Annotated in this window: 14 protein-coding genes; 5 read left to right on the top strand and 9 right to left on the bottom strand. The window is 68.9% G+C overall.

The genetic code is table 11. The features are described from left to right. Positions 1-47 precede the first annotated feature (47 nt). The 4 genes from ilvA to trpD all read right to left on the bottom strand — a co-directional run bounded on the left by ilvA (position 48) and on the right by trpD (position 4,220). On the bottom strand, positions 48-1,283 hold the full coding sequence (ilvA, locus tag G8E01_RS05675; protein WP_166317045.1) for a threonine ammonia-lyase: 1,236 nt from the start codon (positions 1,281-1,283) through the stop codon (positions 48-50). Further along, positions 1,280-2,482 carry an AI-2E family transporter gene (locus G8E01_RS05670; RefSeq protein WP_166317042.1) on the bottom strand — a complete coding sequence of 401 codons (1,203 nt, stop codon included), beginning with the start codon at positions 2,480-2,482 and terminating at the stop codon, positions 1,280-1,282. Before G8E01_RS05670 ends, ilvA begins: the two co-directional genes overlap by 4 nt. A gap of 36 nt (positions 2,483-2,518) precedes the next feature. Then, entirely contained in the window at positions 2,519-3,085 is a 567-nt protein-coding gene (locus tag G8E01_RS05665; RefSeq protein ID WP_155049015.1) for a LemA family protein, read from the bottom strand. Between the two features lie 73 nt (positions 3,086-3,158). Continuing rightward, positions 3,159-4,220, bottom strand: coding sequence for an anthranilate phosphoribosyltransferase (gene trpD, locus G8E01_RS05660; protein WP_166317039.1), 1,062 nt, complete (start codon positions 4,218-4,220; stop codon positions 3,159-3,161). 176 nt (positions 4,221-4,396) lie between these two features. Between trpD and ctaE the strand changes: the two genes are divergently transcribed. From ctaE to qcrB, 4 genes are read left to right on the top strand one after another with little or no spacing between them, the layout of a single operon-like run. Beyond that, entirely contained in the window at positions 4,397-5,065 is a 669-nt protein-coding gene (gene ctaE, locus G8E01_RS05655; RefSeq protein WP_166317036.1) for an aa3-type cytochrome oxidase subunit III, read from the top strand. Between the two features lie 19 nt (positions 5,066-5,084). After that, positions 5,085-5,894 (top strand): cytochrome bc1 complex diheme cytochrome c subunit, encoded by an 810-nt coding sequence (qcrC, locus tag G8E01_RS05650; RefSeq protein WP_166317031.1) that lies wholly within the window; start codon positions 5,085-5,087, stop codon positions 5,892-5,894. A gap of 35 nt (positions 5,895-5,929) precedes the next feature. Continuing rightward, a complete protein-coding gene (gene qcrA, locus G8E01_RS05645) occupies positions 5,930-6,985 on the top strand; it encodes a cytochrome bc1 complex Rieske iron-sulfur subunit (RefSeq protein ID WP_166317027.1) in 1,056 nt (351 codons plus the stop codon). Next, entirely contained in the window at positions 6,982-8,679 is a 1,698-nt protein-coding gene (gene qcrB, locus G8E01_RS05640) for a cytochrome bc1 complex cytochrome b subunit (RefSeq protein WP_205827228.1), read from the top strand. Before qcrA ends, qcrB begins: the two co-directional genes overlap by 4 nt. 835 nt (positions 8,680-9,514) lie before the next feature. Here the strand turns inward: qcrB and ctaF are convergent. From ctaF to G8E01_RS05615, 5 genes are all read right to left on the bottom strand, one after another. Next, a complete protein-coding gene (gene ctaF / locus G8E01_RS05635) occupies positions 9,515-9,955 on the bottom strand; it encodes an aa3-type cytochrome oxidase subunit IV (RefSeq protein ID WP_166317024.1) in 441 nt (146 codons plus the stop codon). Continuing rightward, a complete protein-coding gene (ctaD, locus tag G8E01_RS05630; RefSeq protein WP_166317021.1) occupies positions 9,956-11,665 on the bottom strand; it encodes an aa3-type cytochrome oxidase subunit I in 1,710 nt (569 codons plus the stop codon). A gap of 2 nt (positions 11,666-11,667) precedes the next feature. Then, a complete protein-coding gene (gene ctaC / locus G8E01_RS05625) occupies positions 11,668-12,573 on the bottom strand; it encodes an aa3-type cytochrome oxidase subunit II (protein ID WP_166317018.1) in 906 nt (301 codons plus the stop codon). 149 nt (positions 12,574-12,722) lie between these two features. Further along, the gene (erpA, locus tag G8E01_RS05620) at positions 12,723-13,088 is read right to left on the bottom strand and encodes an iron-sulfur cluster insertion protein ErpA (RefSeq protein ID WP_166317015.1); all 366 of its coding nucleotides are present in this window, start codon (positions 13,086-13,088) and stop codon (positions 12,723-12,725) included. A gap of 82 nt (positions 13,089-13,170) precedes the next feature. Next, a complete protein-coding gene (locus tag G8E01_RS05615; RefSeq protein ID WP_166317012.1) occupies positions 13,171-14,589 on the bottom strand; it encodes a dipeptidase in 1,419 nt (472 codons plus the stop codon). Positions 14,590-14,638: 49 nt separating this feature from the next. On the opposite strand from G8E01_RS05615, the gene G8E01_RS05610 reads away from it, so the two are divergent. After that, positions 14,639-15,202, top strand: coding sequence for a DUF3043 domain-containing protein (locus G8E01_RS05610; RefSeq protein WP_166317009.1), 564 nt, complete (start codon positions 14,639-14,641; stop codon positions 15,200-15,202). The last annotated feature ends 53 nt before the right edge of the window (positions 15,203-15,255 follow it).

Raw genomic sequence — 15,255 nt, 5'->3', positions numbered from 1 at the left:
ACACGAGAAACGGCCCCGCCTCGGCGGGGCCGTTTCTCGTTGTCCGATCAGTCGGGGACGATCTCGGGCCGAAACCCGCCTCCGCGGAGCGCCTCGAGCACGAGCGTCCGGTGTTCTTCGCCCCGCGTCTCGACCGAAATCTGCAGCACCACCTCGCTGATCTGCATGCCCTGCCCGTGCCGGGTGTGCAAGACCTCGATCACGTTGGCGCCCGTCTGGGCGAGCAGCTCGGAGACCTGGACGAGCTGCCCCGGGCGGTCGGGCAACGGGATCCGGATGGTCATGTAGCGACCCGCCGCGGCCAGGCCGTGCGACACCACGCGCTGCAGGAGCAGCGGGTCGATGTTTCCGCCGGAGAGGATGACGGCGGTCTTGCCCTGCGCGCGGACCTTGCCCGCGAGGATCGCCGCGACGCCGACCGCGCCAGCCGGCTCCACGACCTGCTTCGCCCGCTCGAGGAGGGCGAGCAGGGCGCGGGCGATGTCGTCGTCGCTGACCGTGACGACCTCGTCGACGAGCTCGTGGATCAGCCGGAACGGCAGGTCCCCGGGGCGCGCGACGAGGATCCCGTCCGCGATCGTCGGCTGGGTCGTGACGGACACGGGCGCCCCGGCCTCCAGGGAGGGCGGGTAGGCGGCGGCGTTCTCCGCCTGGACACCGATGATCCGAATGTCCCGGCCCTCCGCGCGCGCCTTCGCCTTGGCCGCCGCGGCCACGCCCGAGATGAGGCCTCCCCCGCCGATCCCCGTGATGATCGTCTCGACGTCGGGCGCCTGCTCGAGCAGCTCCAGCCCGAGCGTTCCCTGGCCGACGATGATGTCGCGGTGGTCGAAGGGGTGAATGAGCACCGCTCCCTCGCGCTCGGCGTGCTCGGCCGCGAGCCGCAGACCGACCTCGACCGTCGCACCCTCGAGCACCACCTCGGCGCCGTACCCGCGCGTCGCGAGCAGCTTCGGCACCGGCACGCCGAGCGGCATGTAGATCGTGGCGGGGATCCCGAGCTGCTGCGCGGCCAGCGCCACGCCCTGCGCGTGGTTGCCCGCCGATGCCGCGACGACGCCGCGCGAACGCTCCTCGGCCGTCAGGCGCGAGAGGCGGTGCGTGGCCCCGCGCACCTTGAAGGACCCGGTGCGCTGGAGGTTCTCCAGCTTGAGGATGACCTCCTCTCCGAGCACCTCGCTCAGGTGCTGCGACGCCTGAATGGGCGTCCGTTCGATCACGGGCTGGAGGCCGCGCGCGGCCTCCGCGAACTCCTCGAGCGACGGCATCTCGACATCGGTCATGCGTTCTCCTCCTCGCCTCGCCCGATCTTCTTGGGCTCGGTTCTCCAGATCAAATCCTGCTCGGGCAGGTCGCCCGTGTGCCACGACCGCGACGACAGCGTCACGGCGACGACGTTGACGAACGCCGCCAGCGGGACGGCGAACAGCGCGCCCGCGATCCCACCCGCCATGGATCCGGCCATCACGACGAGGACGACCGCGAGCGGGTGCACGCGCACCGCCGCGCCCATGATGAGCGGCTGCAGCACGTGGCTCTCGAGCTGCTGGACCGCGAGCACGACGGCGAGCATCGCGATCGCGATGATGGGGCCGTTGTACACCAGGGCGATGACCACGGCGAGCGCGCCCGACACGATCGCGCCGACGAAGGGCACGAACGACGCCAGGAAGACCACGACGCCGATGGGGATGGCGAGCGGGACGCCGAGGAGGGCGGCGCCGAGGCCGATCCCGAGGCCGTCGATCGACGCGACGAAGATCTGCGTGCGGGCGTAGTTCATCAGCGTCGCCCACCCGTTGCGCGCCGCCGCGTCCACCGCGTCGCGGGCGCGCGACGGGAAGAGCCGGACCGTCCATCGCCAGATGCCCTCCCCGTCCGTGAGGAGGCAGACCAGCGTGAAGGCCGCGAGGAGGGCCCCCGCGGCGACATGACCGACGGTAGTTCCGACCGACCACGCCCCGGTCAGCAGCACGTGGCTCTGCTCGCGCAGGAAGTCCGCCGCGAACCCCAGGATCTCTTCCACCTGATCCGCCGGGAGGATCCCCGTCTGCAGCACCCAGTCCTGGAACTGTGCCCAGCGCTCGGCGCCCCGCGCCTGGACCTCCTCCGCCTGTTCCCGTACCTGCCACACGACCAGCCAGACCAATCCCGTGATGAGGCCGAGGGTCGTCACGAGCGAGACAACGATCGCCACGGCTCGCGGCACGCGCCGACGGAGCATCCACGAGAATCCGGGCCACAGCAGCGCCGCGAGGAGCACCGCGATCAGGACGGGTACGACGATGAGGGTGAACTCGATCACGAGCCACACGATGAGCGCGACGACGCCCGCCAGCACGAGCAGTCGCCACCCGTAGGCCGCGGCAATCTGCAGGCCGCGTGGGACGGTGTCCGTCACGGTCTCCTCGATGCGCGCCGGGTCCCGCTGCGGTGCGGTGCGGCGGCCGAACGGGCCGCGCCGGCGGGCGTTGACGCTCATTCCTGGGAGTCTATTCCCCGCGCGCCCGCGTGGGTGTCAGAACTGGACGCGCGGGGGCTGTCGCACGGCCGACGCGTGGGGCGCCTCGAAGAACTCGCGCTCGGACGCGCCGACTCCTCCTGCGAACATGCGCGCGGGGAAATGGCGGATCTTGACGTTCACCTCGCGCGCACCGCCGTTGTAGGAGCGGCGGGCGGACTGCACGTCGTTCTCCGCGTCCACGAGTTCCCGCGAGAGCGCGAGGAATCCCGTGTCGGACTGGAGCGCCGGGTACCCCTCCGCCACCGCCATGAGGCTCGCGACGGACGCCTGCAGGTGCTGGTCCGCGGCGCCGGCCGCGGTCGGCCCGCTCGCCGCGAGCACCTCGCCGCGGGCGCGCGACGCGTTCTCGAAGACGGCCTTCTCGTGATCCGCGTGCGCGCGCACGGCGTCGATGGCCTGCGGCACGAGCTCCGCGCGGCGCGCGAGGGCGGCCTCGACGACCTCCCACTGCTCCTGGACGCGGGCCTCGAGAGCCGCGAGCGAGCGATAGGACGCCCAGAGGTACACGCCGGCGACGACAACGACCGCGACCGCGATCAGGACAGGAACGAACCATTCCATGTGTGAGAACTCCCGTGTTTGACCGCACCCATCGTACGTGCGCGGCGGACCGCGCGGCCTGAGGACGGAGCGATCAGCCGGCGACGGCGCGCGTGCTCGCCGACACCCACGCTGCGAGCTTCGCCGTGGCGCGACCGTCATCCACGGCCGCCGCGGCCTCCTCGAGCGCCTCGCGCAGGCGGGCGATGAGATTGCGATCGGCCTGCGTCGGGTCCTGCGACAGCCGGTACGCGACGATTCCGGCCGCCGCGTTCAGGAGCACGACGTCTCGGACGGGACCGCTCTCGCCCCCCAGCGTGCGACGCAGGGTCGCCGCGTTGTCTGCGGGGGTTCCCCCCAGGAGATCCTCGATCGTCGCGGTGGGGAGGCCGACGTCGCGCGGGTGGACGTCGAACTCGTGCATGTCGCCGTTCGAGATCTGCCAGATACGGCTGTATCCGGTCGTCGTCAGCTCGTCGAGGCCGTCCTCTCCGCGGAAGACGAGAGCCGTCGCCCCGCGGGTCCGGAACACGCCCGTGATGATCGGCACGGTCGCGGCCGAGGCCACGCCGACCGCGTTCGCCTCCGCGCGGGCGGGGTTCACGAGCGGGCCGAGGAAGTTGAAGACGGTGGGCACGCCGAGCTCCGCGCGCACGGGCGCCGCGTGCTTGAACCCCGGGTGGAAGGCCGCGGCCCAGGCGAACGTGATGCCCGCCTCGTCGAGGACCCCCGCGACGCGATCCGGGGAGAGCCGCAGGTCGATCCCGAGCTCGCTCAGCACGTCCGAGGACCCGGCGCGCGAACTGACCGCGCGGTTGCCGTGCTTGACCACGGGGATGCCGGTGGCCGCGACAATGATCGACGCGGTCGACGAGATGTTGACCGTCCCGTAGCGGTCGCCGCCGGTTCCCACAATGTCGAGCACGTGCGGATCCACCGGGAGCGGCACCGCGGCATCCAGGATCGCGTCGCGAAAGCCGATCACCTCCTCCACCGATTCGCCCTTGGCGCGGAGGGCCGTCAGGAGGCCGCCAAGCTGCGCAGGCGAGGCGTCACCATCCATGACCTGTCGCATGGCCCACTCCGCCTGGGAGACGGTGAGGTCGTCTCCGGCGACGACGGTGGTGAGGATGTCGGGCCAGCGGAACTGCGTCATGGTGCCGATCGTAGGGGATTGACCGGGATGTCGACACGGCGTAGAAATTCGACCGCGGCCCGCGCCTCCCCGCCGCCGGATCCGCTTCTCGCGCTACGACCTGCACTTTCTCACCCGCGCCCTGGGCGATTCACGGCGAGCGCATATGCGAGGTAAGGGCCGCCTCACACGCGAAGATGCAAAAATCCCCGCTCGGTATCGGCAATAATGGTTGGGTGACGACCCCAGCTACGTATGCCCCCGCGCCCAGAACGGTGAAGCGCCCCGATCCTGTCAGCGTCGGCACGATCGTGTGGCTCGGCTCCGAGGTGATGTTCTTCGCGGGCCTCTTCGCGATCTACTTCACGCTCCGCAGCACCTCCCCCGGGCTGTGGGAAGAGCAGACGTCCGCGCTCAACATCCCGTTCGCCTTCATCAACACCGTGATCCTGGTGCTGTCCTCCGTGACGTGCCAGTTCGGCGTGTGGGCGGCTGAGCGCCTCCAGCCCTACAACGTCAAGGGGCGCGGCTGGCGCAGCATCGGGATGGTCCCGTGGTTCTGGATCACGTTCGCGCTCGGCGCGATCTTCGTGTCCGGGCAGGTGTGGGAGTACGCCCAGCTGGTTCACCACGGCGTCACGCTCTCCGGCGATTCCTATGGCTCGGCGTTCTACCTCACCACGGGCTTCCACGCCCTCCACGTGACCGGCGGCCTCGTGGCCTTCCTGCTCACGATCGGACGCGCGTTCGCCGTGAGGAAGTTCACCTTCAAGGAGGCCCGGACGGCGATCGTCGTGTCCTACTACTGGCACTTCGTCGACGTCGTCTGGATCGCCCTGTTCGCCGTCATCTACTTCCTGCAGTAAGAGCGGAGCACTACGCAACATGTCTCGAGTGAAGAAAACGCGCCGCTCCCAGGGCCGTCGCAGCCCGTTCGCCGCAGCCGCGCTGATCGCCGTCGGTCTCCTGATGACCGGCGGCCTCTACGCGGGCGCCACCGCCGCCGTCGCGTCGACCGGTGAGTCGGCCCAGACGACGAGCGCAAGCGTCGACGTCGAGGACGGCGAGAAGCTGTTCCAGGCGAACTGCGCCACGTGCCACGGCCTCAACCTCGAGGGCACCGACAACGGCCCCGCCCTCACGGGCGTCGGCGCGCTCGCCGTCGAGTTCCAGGTCTCCACGGGCCGCATGCCCATGCAGATGCAGGGCCCACAGGCCGATCAGAAGCCCGTGCAGTTCACGGAGGACCAGATCCTCTCGATGGCCGAGTACGTGCAGTCCGTCGCCCCAGGCCCGGGCTTCCCGAGCGAGGAGATCCTCGACGGCGAGGGCGACGTGTCGCGCGGCGCGGAGTTATTCCGCATCAACTGCGCCATGTGCCACAACGTCGCCGCCGCGGGCGGTGCGCTCACCGAGGGCAAGTTCGCCCCGGACATCCAGGACACCTCCGCGCTGCACATCTACGCGGCGATGGTGACCGGCCCCCAGAACATGCCCGTGTTCAACAACATGAACCTCACGGAAGAGGACAAGCGCGACATCATCTCGGCGCTCCTCTACCAGCAGGAGGCCCAGGCACCCGGCGGATTCACGCTCGGATCGCTCGGCCCCGTGTCCGAGGGTCTGTTCATCTGGATCTTCGGTATCGGCGGGCTCATCGCCGTCGCCGTCTGGATTACGGCGAAGTCGAACTGAGCATGGCGAACGACGAGGACGTGACAAGGAGCACGATGGCACACGACGATTCGACGGGTGTGGAGAAGGCGCAGCAGCCCTCTTCCGGCCTGGCCGTCGCGATCGACGACCCGGTGAAGAACCCGGGCCTCCCGCCGCACCGGGAGCGCATCACCGACAAGGATCCGAAGGCCGCGCAGCGCGCCGAGCGGACCATTTACACCCTCTTTTACATCTCGGTGGCCGCCAGCATCTGGGCCGTCGCGGCGTACATGCTCTTCCCGATCGAGGACATGGAGTTCACCTCGATCCGGAACAACAACCTCTACATCGGGCTCGGCATCGCGTTCGCGCTCCTCGCCATCGGCGTCGGCGCGATTCACTGGTCGAAATCGATCATGAGCGACAAGGAGCACGTCGAGGAGCGTCACGCCACGCGCGGGACCGTCGAGACGCGCGAGGGCGCGACGGATGTGTTCCGGCAGGCCAACGAGGAGTCGGGCTTCGGGCGTCGCAAGATGATCCGTAACTCGCTGTTCGCGGCGCTGGCCGCCTCGATCCTCCCCGGGATCACGCTTTTCCGCGGCCTGGCGCCAAACGACGGCAAGGACCCGGTCGCGCTTCTCAAGCAGACGATGTGGGCCGAGGGCGAGCACCTCACGCGCGACCCCGACGGCACGCGTATCAAGGCCTCCGACGTGACGCTCGGATCCGCGTTCCACGTGATCCCCGAGTCGCTTGCTGGCCTCAGCCACCACGACGGCTATCTCAACGAGAAGGCCAAGGCGATGGTACTCATGGTGCGCATGCGCCCCGAGCAGCTCACCGAGAGCGAAGAGCGCAAGGACTGGTCGTACGACGGCATCGTGGCCTACTCGAAGGTCTGCACGCACGTCGGCTGCCCCGTCGCGCTGTACGAGCAGCACACGCACCACCTGCTGTGCCCGTGTCACCAGTCGCAGTTCGACGTGTCGGACGAGGCCAAGGTCGTGTTCGGGCCGGCGTCGCGCCCGCTGCCGCAGCTGCCGATCACGGTGGACGACGAGGGTTACCTCGTCGCGCAGAGCGACTTCACCGAGCCCGTCGGCCCGACCTTCTGGGAGATCCATTGAGCACCGCGACCGCTACAGAAGAGAAGAAGGCGCCGCTGGGCGGGCGGTTCGTCGGCGCGACCGCGAACTATCTTGACGAGCGCACGAGCCTCTCGGGCCTCGTCAAGGCACTCGGCCGCAAGGTCTTCCCCGACCACTGGTCGTTCATGCTCGGCGAGATCGCCCTGTGGTCGTTCGTCGTCGTCCTGATTTCGGGAACGTTCCTGACGTTCTTCTTCCAGGCCTCGATGGTCGAGACCTACTACTACGGCGCGTACGAGCCCATGCGCGGCATCGCGATGTCGGCCGCCATGGAGTCGACGCTGCACATCAGCTTCGACCTGCGCGGCGGCCTCCTCGTGCGGCAGCTGCACCACTGGGCCGCGCTGACCTTCGTCGCCGGCATCGGCGTGCACATGCTGCGCGTGTTCTTCACGGGCGCGTTCCGTAAGCCCCGCGAGCTCAACTGGGTCGTCGGCTTCGTGCTGTTCGTCCTGGCCATGGCCGAGGGCTTCACGGGCTACTCGCTCCCGGACGACGTGCTCTCGGGCAACGGCCTGCGCATCATCGACGGCATGATCAAGGGCATCCCGGTGATCGGGCCGTGGACCTCGTACCTGCTCTTCGGCGGCGAGTTCCCGGGCGACGCGATCGTGGGCCGCCTGTACACGCTGCACATCCTGATCCTGCCGCTGCTCGTCATCGCGCTGATCGCCGTGCACCTCGTGCTGATGATCGTCAACAAGCACACGCAGTTCGCGGGCCCCGGCCGCACGAACAACAACGTCGTGGGCTACCCGATGATGCCCGTGTACATGTCCAAGATGGGCGGGTTCTTCTTCATCGTCTTCGGCGCGCTCGTCCTGATCGCCGCGACGGTGCAGATCAACCCGATCTGGGGCTACGGCCCGTACGACCCCTCCCCCGTCTCGGCGGGAACCCAGCCCGACTGGTACATCGGCTTCGCCGACGGCGCCCTGCGCCTCGCCCCGTCGCACTGGGACGTCAACATCGGCCCGTACGTGGCTCCCATGGGCGTGCTCGTGCCGCTCCTGGTCCTCGTGGTGTTCATCGTCATCGTGGCGATCTACCCGTTCATCGAGGCGTGGGTCACGGGCGACAAGCGCGAGCACCACATCGCGCAGCGTCCGCGCAACGCCGCGACGCGCACCGCGATCGGTGCGGCGGGCGTGTGGTTCTACGCCATGCTGTGGGCCGCCGCTTCCTCGGACCTCATCGCGACGCACTTCCGCCTCACGATGGAGGGCGTCATCCACATGCTGCAGGCCGGGCTCATCCTCGGCACGGTGGTGGTGTACTTCATCACGAAGCGCATCTGCATCGCCCTGCAGAAGAAGGATCGCGAGATCGCGCTGCACGGCTACGAGTCGGGCCGCATCGTGCGCCTCCCGGGCGGCGAGTACCAGGAGGTCCACAAGCCGGTCGACGCGTACGAGCGCTGGAAGCTCGTCGCCGACGAGACGTACGAGCCGCTGATCGCGCGCCCGAACGCGAACGGTCGGATCACCGGGGGTCAGAAGTTCCGCGCGGCGCTGTCGCGCTGGTTCTTCGAGGACCGCCTGCAGCCGCTCACCAACGCCGAGTACGAGGCGGCGCTGCACCACCAGCAGCACACGCTCGCCGACCACGGCCAGCCGCCGGCGCTCGACGGCCACGGTCACGTGATCGACGAGGACGGCGACAAGTCGCACTAACCTCGGTCACGAAAATGCCCCCGGACGACGCGTCCGGGGGCATTTTCGTGTGCCGGCGCCGCCGCCCGCGCGGACGCGGAGGGCGCCCCTCCCCCGCCCCGGGCGCGCCGGCGGCCGTCGAGCGACCGCGGCGGCGGCAAGCCAGGCGCGGACGGGCGACGTGCACGGCGCACTTACGCCCGCGCCCAACGGGGCTGAGCATGTGCGACGCGGAGCTCCCTCTGCCCCCTCGAGTCGCTCATATGCACCGGCGTCGGCGTTCTGGACGACCATATGGGCGACTCGGACGGCACGTGCCGGGCTCCCGTCGCGCACAAGCACCCGGTTTGGCTCTCCGAGCGTGCACATGAGCGACCCGAACGAGAATCACCCGCTCCACGTCGCTCACGCGCGCCCGGATCCGCGTTCCCGCCGCACGTCTGAGCAACGAGAACGCCGCGCGCCTCCCGCGCGCGCCTCCCTCGTCCGACGAACGCGCGCCCACATGTGCGCTGGCCTGCCCGTCCTCGCGTCGTCTGGGGCGCTGTCCGAGCGCGAGCGGGCCTGCCAGAGCGTATGCGGGCCCCTCACGAGCGCCAGCGGGCGCCCAGCCGCAGCCCGACGCGTCCTCGCCCCTTCTGCAGCCCTCCCCCGATCGCCCGCACGCGGCCCGCCGGCGCGCTCCCCGACGTCCTCGATGTCCTCGACGTCCCCGACGTCCTCGACGTCCCCGACAGCATGCGGATCCCTGGATCCTGACGTCGCCCCGCTCGCGCGGCGCCTGCAGGCGCGCTGGGCGCACGAAAAAGGGGCCAGGCACAAATGTGTGCCTGGCCCCTTTCTCGCGCGGTGCGGGTCAGCGGGCGAAGTTCCCGCGGTAGTACTCGTACACCCAGCCCACGAGGCCGACGATCAGAAGGCCTGCCGCCACGGGAATGAGGAAGTGCGCCGTCGCAAGCGAGATCATGCCGACTGCGGGCGCCGCGGCCAGCACGAGCGGCCACCAGGACCAGGGGCTGAACTCGCCCTGCTCCATCTCGCCGTCGTCGATGTCGGCGTCCAGCCGGTCCTCCGGGAGCTCGACGCCGTGCTGCGCCTTGTAGAGCCGGTGGATGAAGAAGGAGATCATGCCGGACATGAACACGAGGAAGAGGAGGGCGGCGGAGCCCACCCACTCGATCCCGTCATACCAGGCGCCGGTCTCCGCGTGCGCGATGATGTTCCACACCGTGTAGACCGCGAAGCAGAGGAAGAAGAATCCGGTGAGGAGCCACCAGATACCGATCTGAGACTTCATTTACTTCGTGCCTCCCTGCGACGCGGGCACGGGGGCCTTCGTCGGGTCGTAGTCGTCGAGCGACTCCGGGTGGTTCAGGTCGAAAGCGGGGCGCTCCGAGCGGATCCGCGGGATCGACGAGAAGTTGTGACGCGGCGGCGGGCAGCTCGTCGCCCACTCGAGCGATCCGCCGTAACCCCAGGGGTCGTTGACCGTGACCTTGGGCGCCTTGCGGGCCGTGATCCACACGTTCAGGAAGAACGGGATCATCGACGACGCGAGGACGATGGATCCGATCGTCGAGAGCTGGTTCTCCCACTGCCAGTTATCCGCCGGCGAGTAGTCCGCATAGCGGCGCACCATGCCGTCGACGCCCAGCCAGTGCTGGATGAGGAACGTCATGTGGAAACCGACGAAGAGGAGCCAGAAGTGCACGTAGCCGAGGCGCTCGTTGAGCATCTTCCCCGTCCACTTCGGCCACCAGAAGTAGAAGCCCGCGAACATCGCGAAGACGACCGTGCCGAAGACGACGTAGTGGAAGTGCGCGACGACGAAGTACGAGTCGCTCAGGTGGAAGTCGAGCGGCGGCGCGGAGAGGATGACGCCCGTGAGGCCGCCGAACACGAAGGACACGAGGAAGCCGAGCGAGAACAGCATCGGCGTCTCGAACGTGATGGATCCGCGCCAGAGCGTTCCGATCCAGTTGAAGATCTTCACGCCCGTGGGCACCGCGATCAGCATCGTCATGAGCGCGAAGAACGGCAGCAGGACGCCGCCCGTGACGTACATGTGGTGCGCCCAGACCGACACCGACAGCGCGGCGATCGCGATCGTCGCGTAGACGAGGGTCTTGTATCCGAAGATCGGCTTGCGACTGAAGGCCGGGAAGATCTCCGAGACGATGCCGAAGAACGGCAGCGCGATGATGTACACCTCGGGGTGGCCGAAGAACCAGAACAGGTGCTGCCACAGGAGCACGCCACCGTTGGCCGGGTCGTACACGTGGGATCCGAAGATGCGGTCGCTCGCGGCCGCCAGCATCGCCGCGGCGAGCACGGGGAAGGCGATGAGGATGAGCAGGCTCGTGATGAGCGTGTTCCAGGTGAAGATCGGCATGCGCCACATCGTCATGCCTGGGGCGCGCATCGTGATGATCGTCGTGATGAAGTTCACGGCGCCGAAGATCGTGCCGAAGCCCGACAGGCCGAGGCCGACCATCCAGAGGTGGCCGCCAACGCCGGGCGAGAACGACGCGTTCGCGAGCGGCTGGTACGCGAACCACCCGAAGGAGGCCGCTCCCTGCGGGGTGAGGAAGCCGGCGACGGCGATCAGCGAACCGAAGATAAACAGCCACAGCGCGAACGCGTTCAGGCGCGGGAACGCGACGTCCGGCGCGCCGATCTGCAGCGGCAGCAGCGCGTTCGCGAAGCCCGCGAAGAGCGGCGTCGCGAACATCAGCAGCATGATCGTGCCGTGCATCGTGAACAGCTGGTTGTACTGCTCCTTGGTCGGCACGATCTGCATGCCGGGAGCGAACAGCTCGGCGCGGATGATGAGGGCCATCACGCCGCCGAGGAGGAAGAAGATCAGCGAGGCGATGAGGTACATGTACCCGATCGTCTTGTGGTCGGTGGACGTGATCCACCGCACGATGATGTTGCCCTTCTCCGCCGTGCGCGACCCGCTCAGGAGAGCGGCCTGGCGCGGAGGGAGCGTTGCCGTGGCGGTCATGCTCAGTGTCCTTCCTCGGCCGCGTCCTGCGACCCATCCGTGCCCGGGCTGTTCTGCAGGCGGTCGTACGCGTCGTTCACGTCTCCCGTGCTGCCCGCGGCCTCGAGGTCGGCGACGTACTGCTCGTACTCGGCCTCGCTGACGACCTCGACGTTGAAGAGCATCATCGAGTGGTACTCGCCGCACAGCTCGGCACACTTGCCGGCGTACGTGCCCTCGCGCGTCGGGATGAACGACCACGAGTTGTCGTGGCCGATGTACATGTCCTTCTTGTACAGGAAGTCGATGATCCAGAACGAGTGGATCACGTCGCGCGACTGCAGGTCGATCGTGACCTTCTTGTCGACCGGGAGGACGAGCGTCGGCAGCTCCTCCTGGTTGATCGAGCCGTCGGCCGCGGGCTGGGCCTGGACGCCCATCGTGTAGACCGTCTCGTCGCCGGGAGCGGCCTCGTTGTACTGGAAGTCCCAGGACCACTGCTTCGCGATCGCGGTGATGGACACCTCGACCTCGTCGTCGGCCCAGGGCTTCTCGATCGCGGTCTGCTCGCGAGCGGTGAAGGCAAACAGGCCGATCACGAGGATCATCGGCACCGAGGTGAAGAAAATCTCGATCGGCATGTTGTAGCGCATCTGCACCGGCAGGCCCGTCTGCCCCTTGCGGCGACGGTAGACGATCATCGCCCAGAGCATTAGGCCCCACGTGATGAGACCGACGACGAGCGCCACGATCCACGACCCGACCCAGAGGGACGCGATGCCCTCGGTCTGGTTCGTCGTCGGAGTGCCCGAGCTGTCGAAGCCCGGGAGGTATCCGTGAAGCTCTGTGGGAGTGCACCCGGAAAGGGCGGCGGCAGCCGCGGCGATCACGGGGACCGCGGCCCAGCGGATTCGGCGTTTCGACGGCACGAATTCACCTTTCGAACATGGATGTGGCTTCCTCCATCCTATGGCAAGCGCACACCGCGTTCATGCCACCCTCCCAGCGAGCCGCGGCGCGCCCGCGCACGCAAAAGCGCCCCGTGCCGGGCGGGCACGGGGCGCTTTTGTCGCGCTGATCAGTGGAAGCTGTCGCCGCAGGCGCAGCTACCGGACGCGTTCGGATTGTCGATCGTGAAGCCCTGCTCCGAGATCGTGTCCTTGAAGTCGATCGACGCGCCGTCGAGATACGGCACGGACATGTTGTCGACGATGACCTCGACGCCCTCGAAGTCGACGGTCTCGTCGCCCTCCAGGTAGCGCTCGTCGAAGTAGAGCTGGTAGATCAGGCCCGAGCAACCCCCGGGCTGCACGGCGACGCGCAGGCGCAGGTCATCGCGACCCTCCTGCTCCAGCAGGCTCTTCACCTTTGCCGCGGCGGCGTCGGTGAGGCTCACGCCGTGGGCGTTGGCGGTCGCCTCGGCGGTCATGGTGGTGTCCGTCATCGCAGAACTCCTCTCCGTTGTTCTCACCGCGCTCGCGGCGTCTGCCTTCGATTGTATCGGCGCGCCGGGCGCGCGGGCTCCGCTACGGCGCGGATCGCTCGTTCAGGCGCGCGAGCAGCAGCGCCTCGGAGCGGATCGCGTGCCGGAAGGTGTCGATGCGCAGAGACTCGTTCGGGCTGTGGGCGCGCGAGTGCGGGTCCTCGACGCCCGTCACGAGCACCTGCGCGCCCGCGAACCGCTCGACGAGATCGGAGATGAAGGGAATGGATCCGCCCACCCCGTAGTCAACGGACGGCACGCCGTAGCCGTCGGCGAGCGCACGCCGGGCCTCGCCGATCGCCCACCCGTCGGTGTCGACGAGGACGCTATCGCCGAGGTCGATCTCGCTGAACTCGAGCTGCGCGCCGAACGGCGCGTGCGCGAGCAGGTGCCGCTCGATCGCGGCGTACGCCTCGGCCGAGCTCTGTCCCGGTGCGACGCGGCAGCTCAGGACCACCGTCACCTCGGGCGACAGGGTGTTGCTCGCGGACGCGACGGGGGTGAAGTCGATGCCCGTCACGGTGACGGTCGGCTTGTTCCAGATGCGGCTGAGGATCGTGCCGTCGCCCACCGGAGACACGCCATCGAGGAGGCCGGTCTCGGAGCGCAGCTGCGCCTCGTCGTAGGCGGGCGTGGGCGCGTCGCGCACGGCCAGCCCCTCGACCGCGACGGATCCGTTCTCGTCCCACATCGTGCCGAGCAGTCGGATCGTCGCCATCATGGCGTCGGGAACGGCCCCGCCGAACATCCCGGAGTGCGACGCGTGCTCGAGGGTGCGGACGGTGAGATGGAAGTGGGCGTTGCCGCGCAGCGACACCGTGACGGCCGGGGTGTTCGCGTCCCAGTTTCCGGAATCGGCCACGACGATGACGTCGGAGCGCATCTCGTCCGCATGGGCCTCGAGGAAGGGCACGAAGGAGCGCGATCCGTACTCTTCCTCTCCCTCGACGAACAGCACGATGCCGAGGTCGAGGTCGTCGCCCACCGTCTCCGCCAGCGCGCGGAGGGAGGCGATGTGGGTCATGACGCCCGCCTTATCATCGGCGGCGCCGCGGGCGTAGATCCGGCCGTCGCGCACGGTCGGCTCGAACGGCGGCGTCTCCCACAAGGCCTCGTCCCCCGGGGGCTGCACGTCGTGGTGGGCGTAGAGCATCACCGTGGGGCGCCCGGCGCGCGCCGGGCGCACGGCGAGGACCGCGGGCTGCCCGAGCTCGCCATCGCCGTCCGCGACCGGCGCGCGGGCGACCTCCACGCGGGAGAACAGGCCCGTGTCCTCGGCCAGCTCGGCGATCCGCTCCGCGCTCTTCTCCAGCTGCGAAGCGTCGAATGCGGGCCAGGCGATGCCGGGGATCCGCACGAGCTCGCCGAGCGAGGCGACGGCCGCCGGGAATCCCCCGTCGACGGACCGGACGATCGCCTCGTCGGTATCGGACAGGTCACGAGAAGCGGGCTCGGAAGTCATGCGGGTAATCTTAGGTGGATACCCGTGTCCCCACTCCCGAGGTTCCCTCATGGCCAAGAACGCTGCATCCGCCGACGACGCGCCCGTCGAGGCCCCGACCGGTAAGGGGCGGCCCACGCCGTCGCGCGCCGAGCAGGAGGCAAAGCGCCTGCGCCCGCTCGTGCCGAACACGAAGGAGGCCAAGCGCGCCGCCCGCGCCGATATGCGATCCCGGCAGGAGCGCGCGCGGGTGGGCATGGCGAACGGTGAGGACCGCTACCTCGGGCCCCGCGACAAGGGGCCGCAGCGCCGGTTCGCGCGCGACTGGGTCGACGCGGGCTGGCACCTCGGCGAGTTCCTCATGCCGATGATGGTCGTCGTCATCGTCCTGACCTTCATCCCCTCGACCATCACGCAGACCTGGTCGTTCCTCGCGCTCTGGGCCTACATCCTGTTCGTCGTGGCGGACATGATCTTCCTGTCCTCCCGCGTGAAGAAGCGGGCCGCGGAGAAGTTCGGCGCCGATAAGCGCGAGAAGGGCCTCGGGATGTACGCCGCGATGCGCTCCGTGCAGATGCGGATGATGCGCATGCCCAAGCCGCAGGTGCGCCGCGGCGAGTACCCCGCGCTCTGATCCTGATCACGCACGAAGCGGGCGGCGCCTCCGAGAGGCGCCGCCCGCTTCGT

This window comes from Microbacterium excoecariae (assembly GCF_011326725.1).
Taxonomy (GTDB): Bacteria; Actinomycetota; Actinomycetes; order Actinomycetales; family Microbacteriaceae; genus Microbacterium; species Microbacterium excoecariae.
Note: the sequence above shows the minus strand (reverse complement) of the source record. Positions and strands in the feature narration are given on the sequence as shown.

Coding starts and splice junctions, on each gene's coding strand:
- ilvA (WP_166317045.1), bottom strand. CDS start 1,283: ATGACCGATGTCGAGATGCCGTCGCTCGAGGAGTTCGCGGAGGCCGCG.
- G8E01_RS05670 (WP_166317042.1), bottom strand. CDS start 2,482: ATGAGCGTCAACGCCCGCCGGCGCGGCCCGTTCGGCCGCCGCACCGCA.
- G8E01_RS05665 (WP_155049015.1), bottom strand. CDS start 3,085: ATGGAATGGTTCGTTCCTGTCCTGATCGCGGTCGCGGTCGTTGTCGTC.
- trpD (WP_166317039.1), bottom strand. CDS start 4,220: ATGACGCAGTTCCGCTGGCCCGACATCCTCACCACCGTCGTCGCCGGA.
- ctaE (WP_166317036.1), top strand. CDS start 4,397: ATGCAAAAATCCCCGCTCGGTATCGGCAATAATGGTTGGGTGACGACC.
- qcrC (WP_166317031.1), top strand. CDS start 5,085: ATGTCTCGAGTGAAGAAAACGCGCCGCTCCCAGGGCCGTCGCAGCCCG.
- qcrA (WP_166317027.1), top strand. CDS start 5,930: ATGGCACACGACGATTCGACGGGTGTGGAGAAGGCGCAGCAGCCCTCT.
- ctaF (WP_166317024.1), bottom strand. CDS start 9,955: ATGAAGTCTCAGATCGGTATCTGGTGGCTCCTCACCGGATTCTTCTTC.
- ctaD (WP_166317021.1), bottom strand. CDS start 11,665: ATGACCGCCACGGCAACGCTCCCTCCGCGCCAGGCCGCTCTCCTGAGC.
- erpA (WP_166317015.1), bottom strand. CDS start 13,088: ATGACGGACACCACCATGACCGCCGAGGCGACCGCCAACGCCCACGGC.
- G8E01_RS05615 (WP_166317012.1), bottom strand. CDS start 14,589: ATGACTTCCGAGCCCGCTTCTCGTGACCTGTCCGATACCGACGAGGCG.
- G8E01_RS05610 (WP_166317009.1), top strand. CDS start 14,639: ATGGCCAAGAACGCTGCATCCGCCGACGACGCGCCCGTCGAGGCCCCG.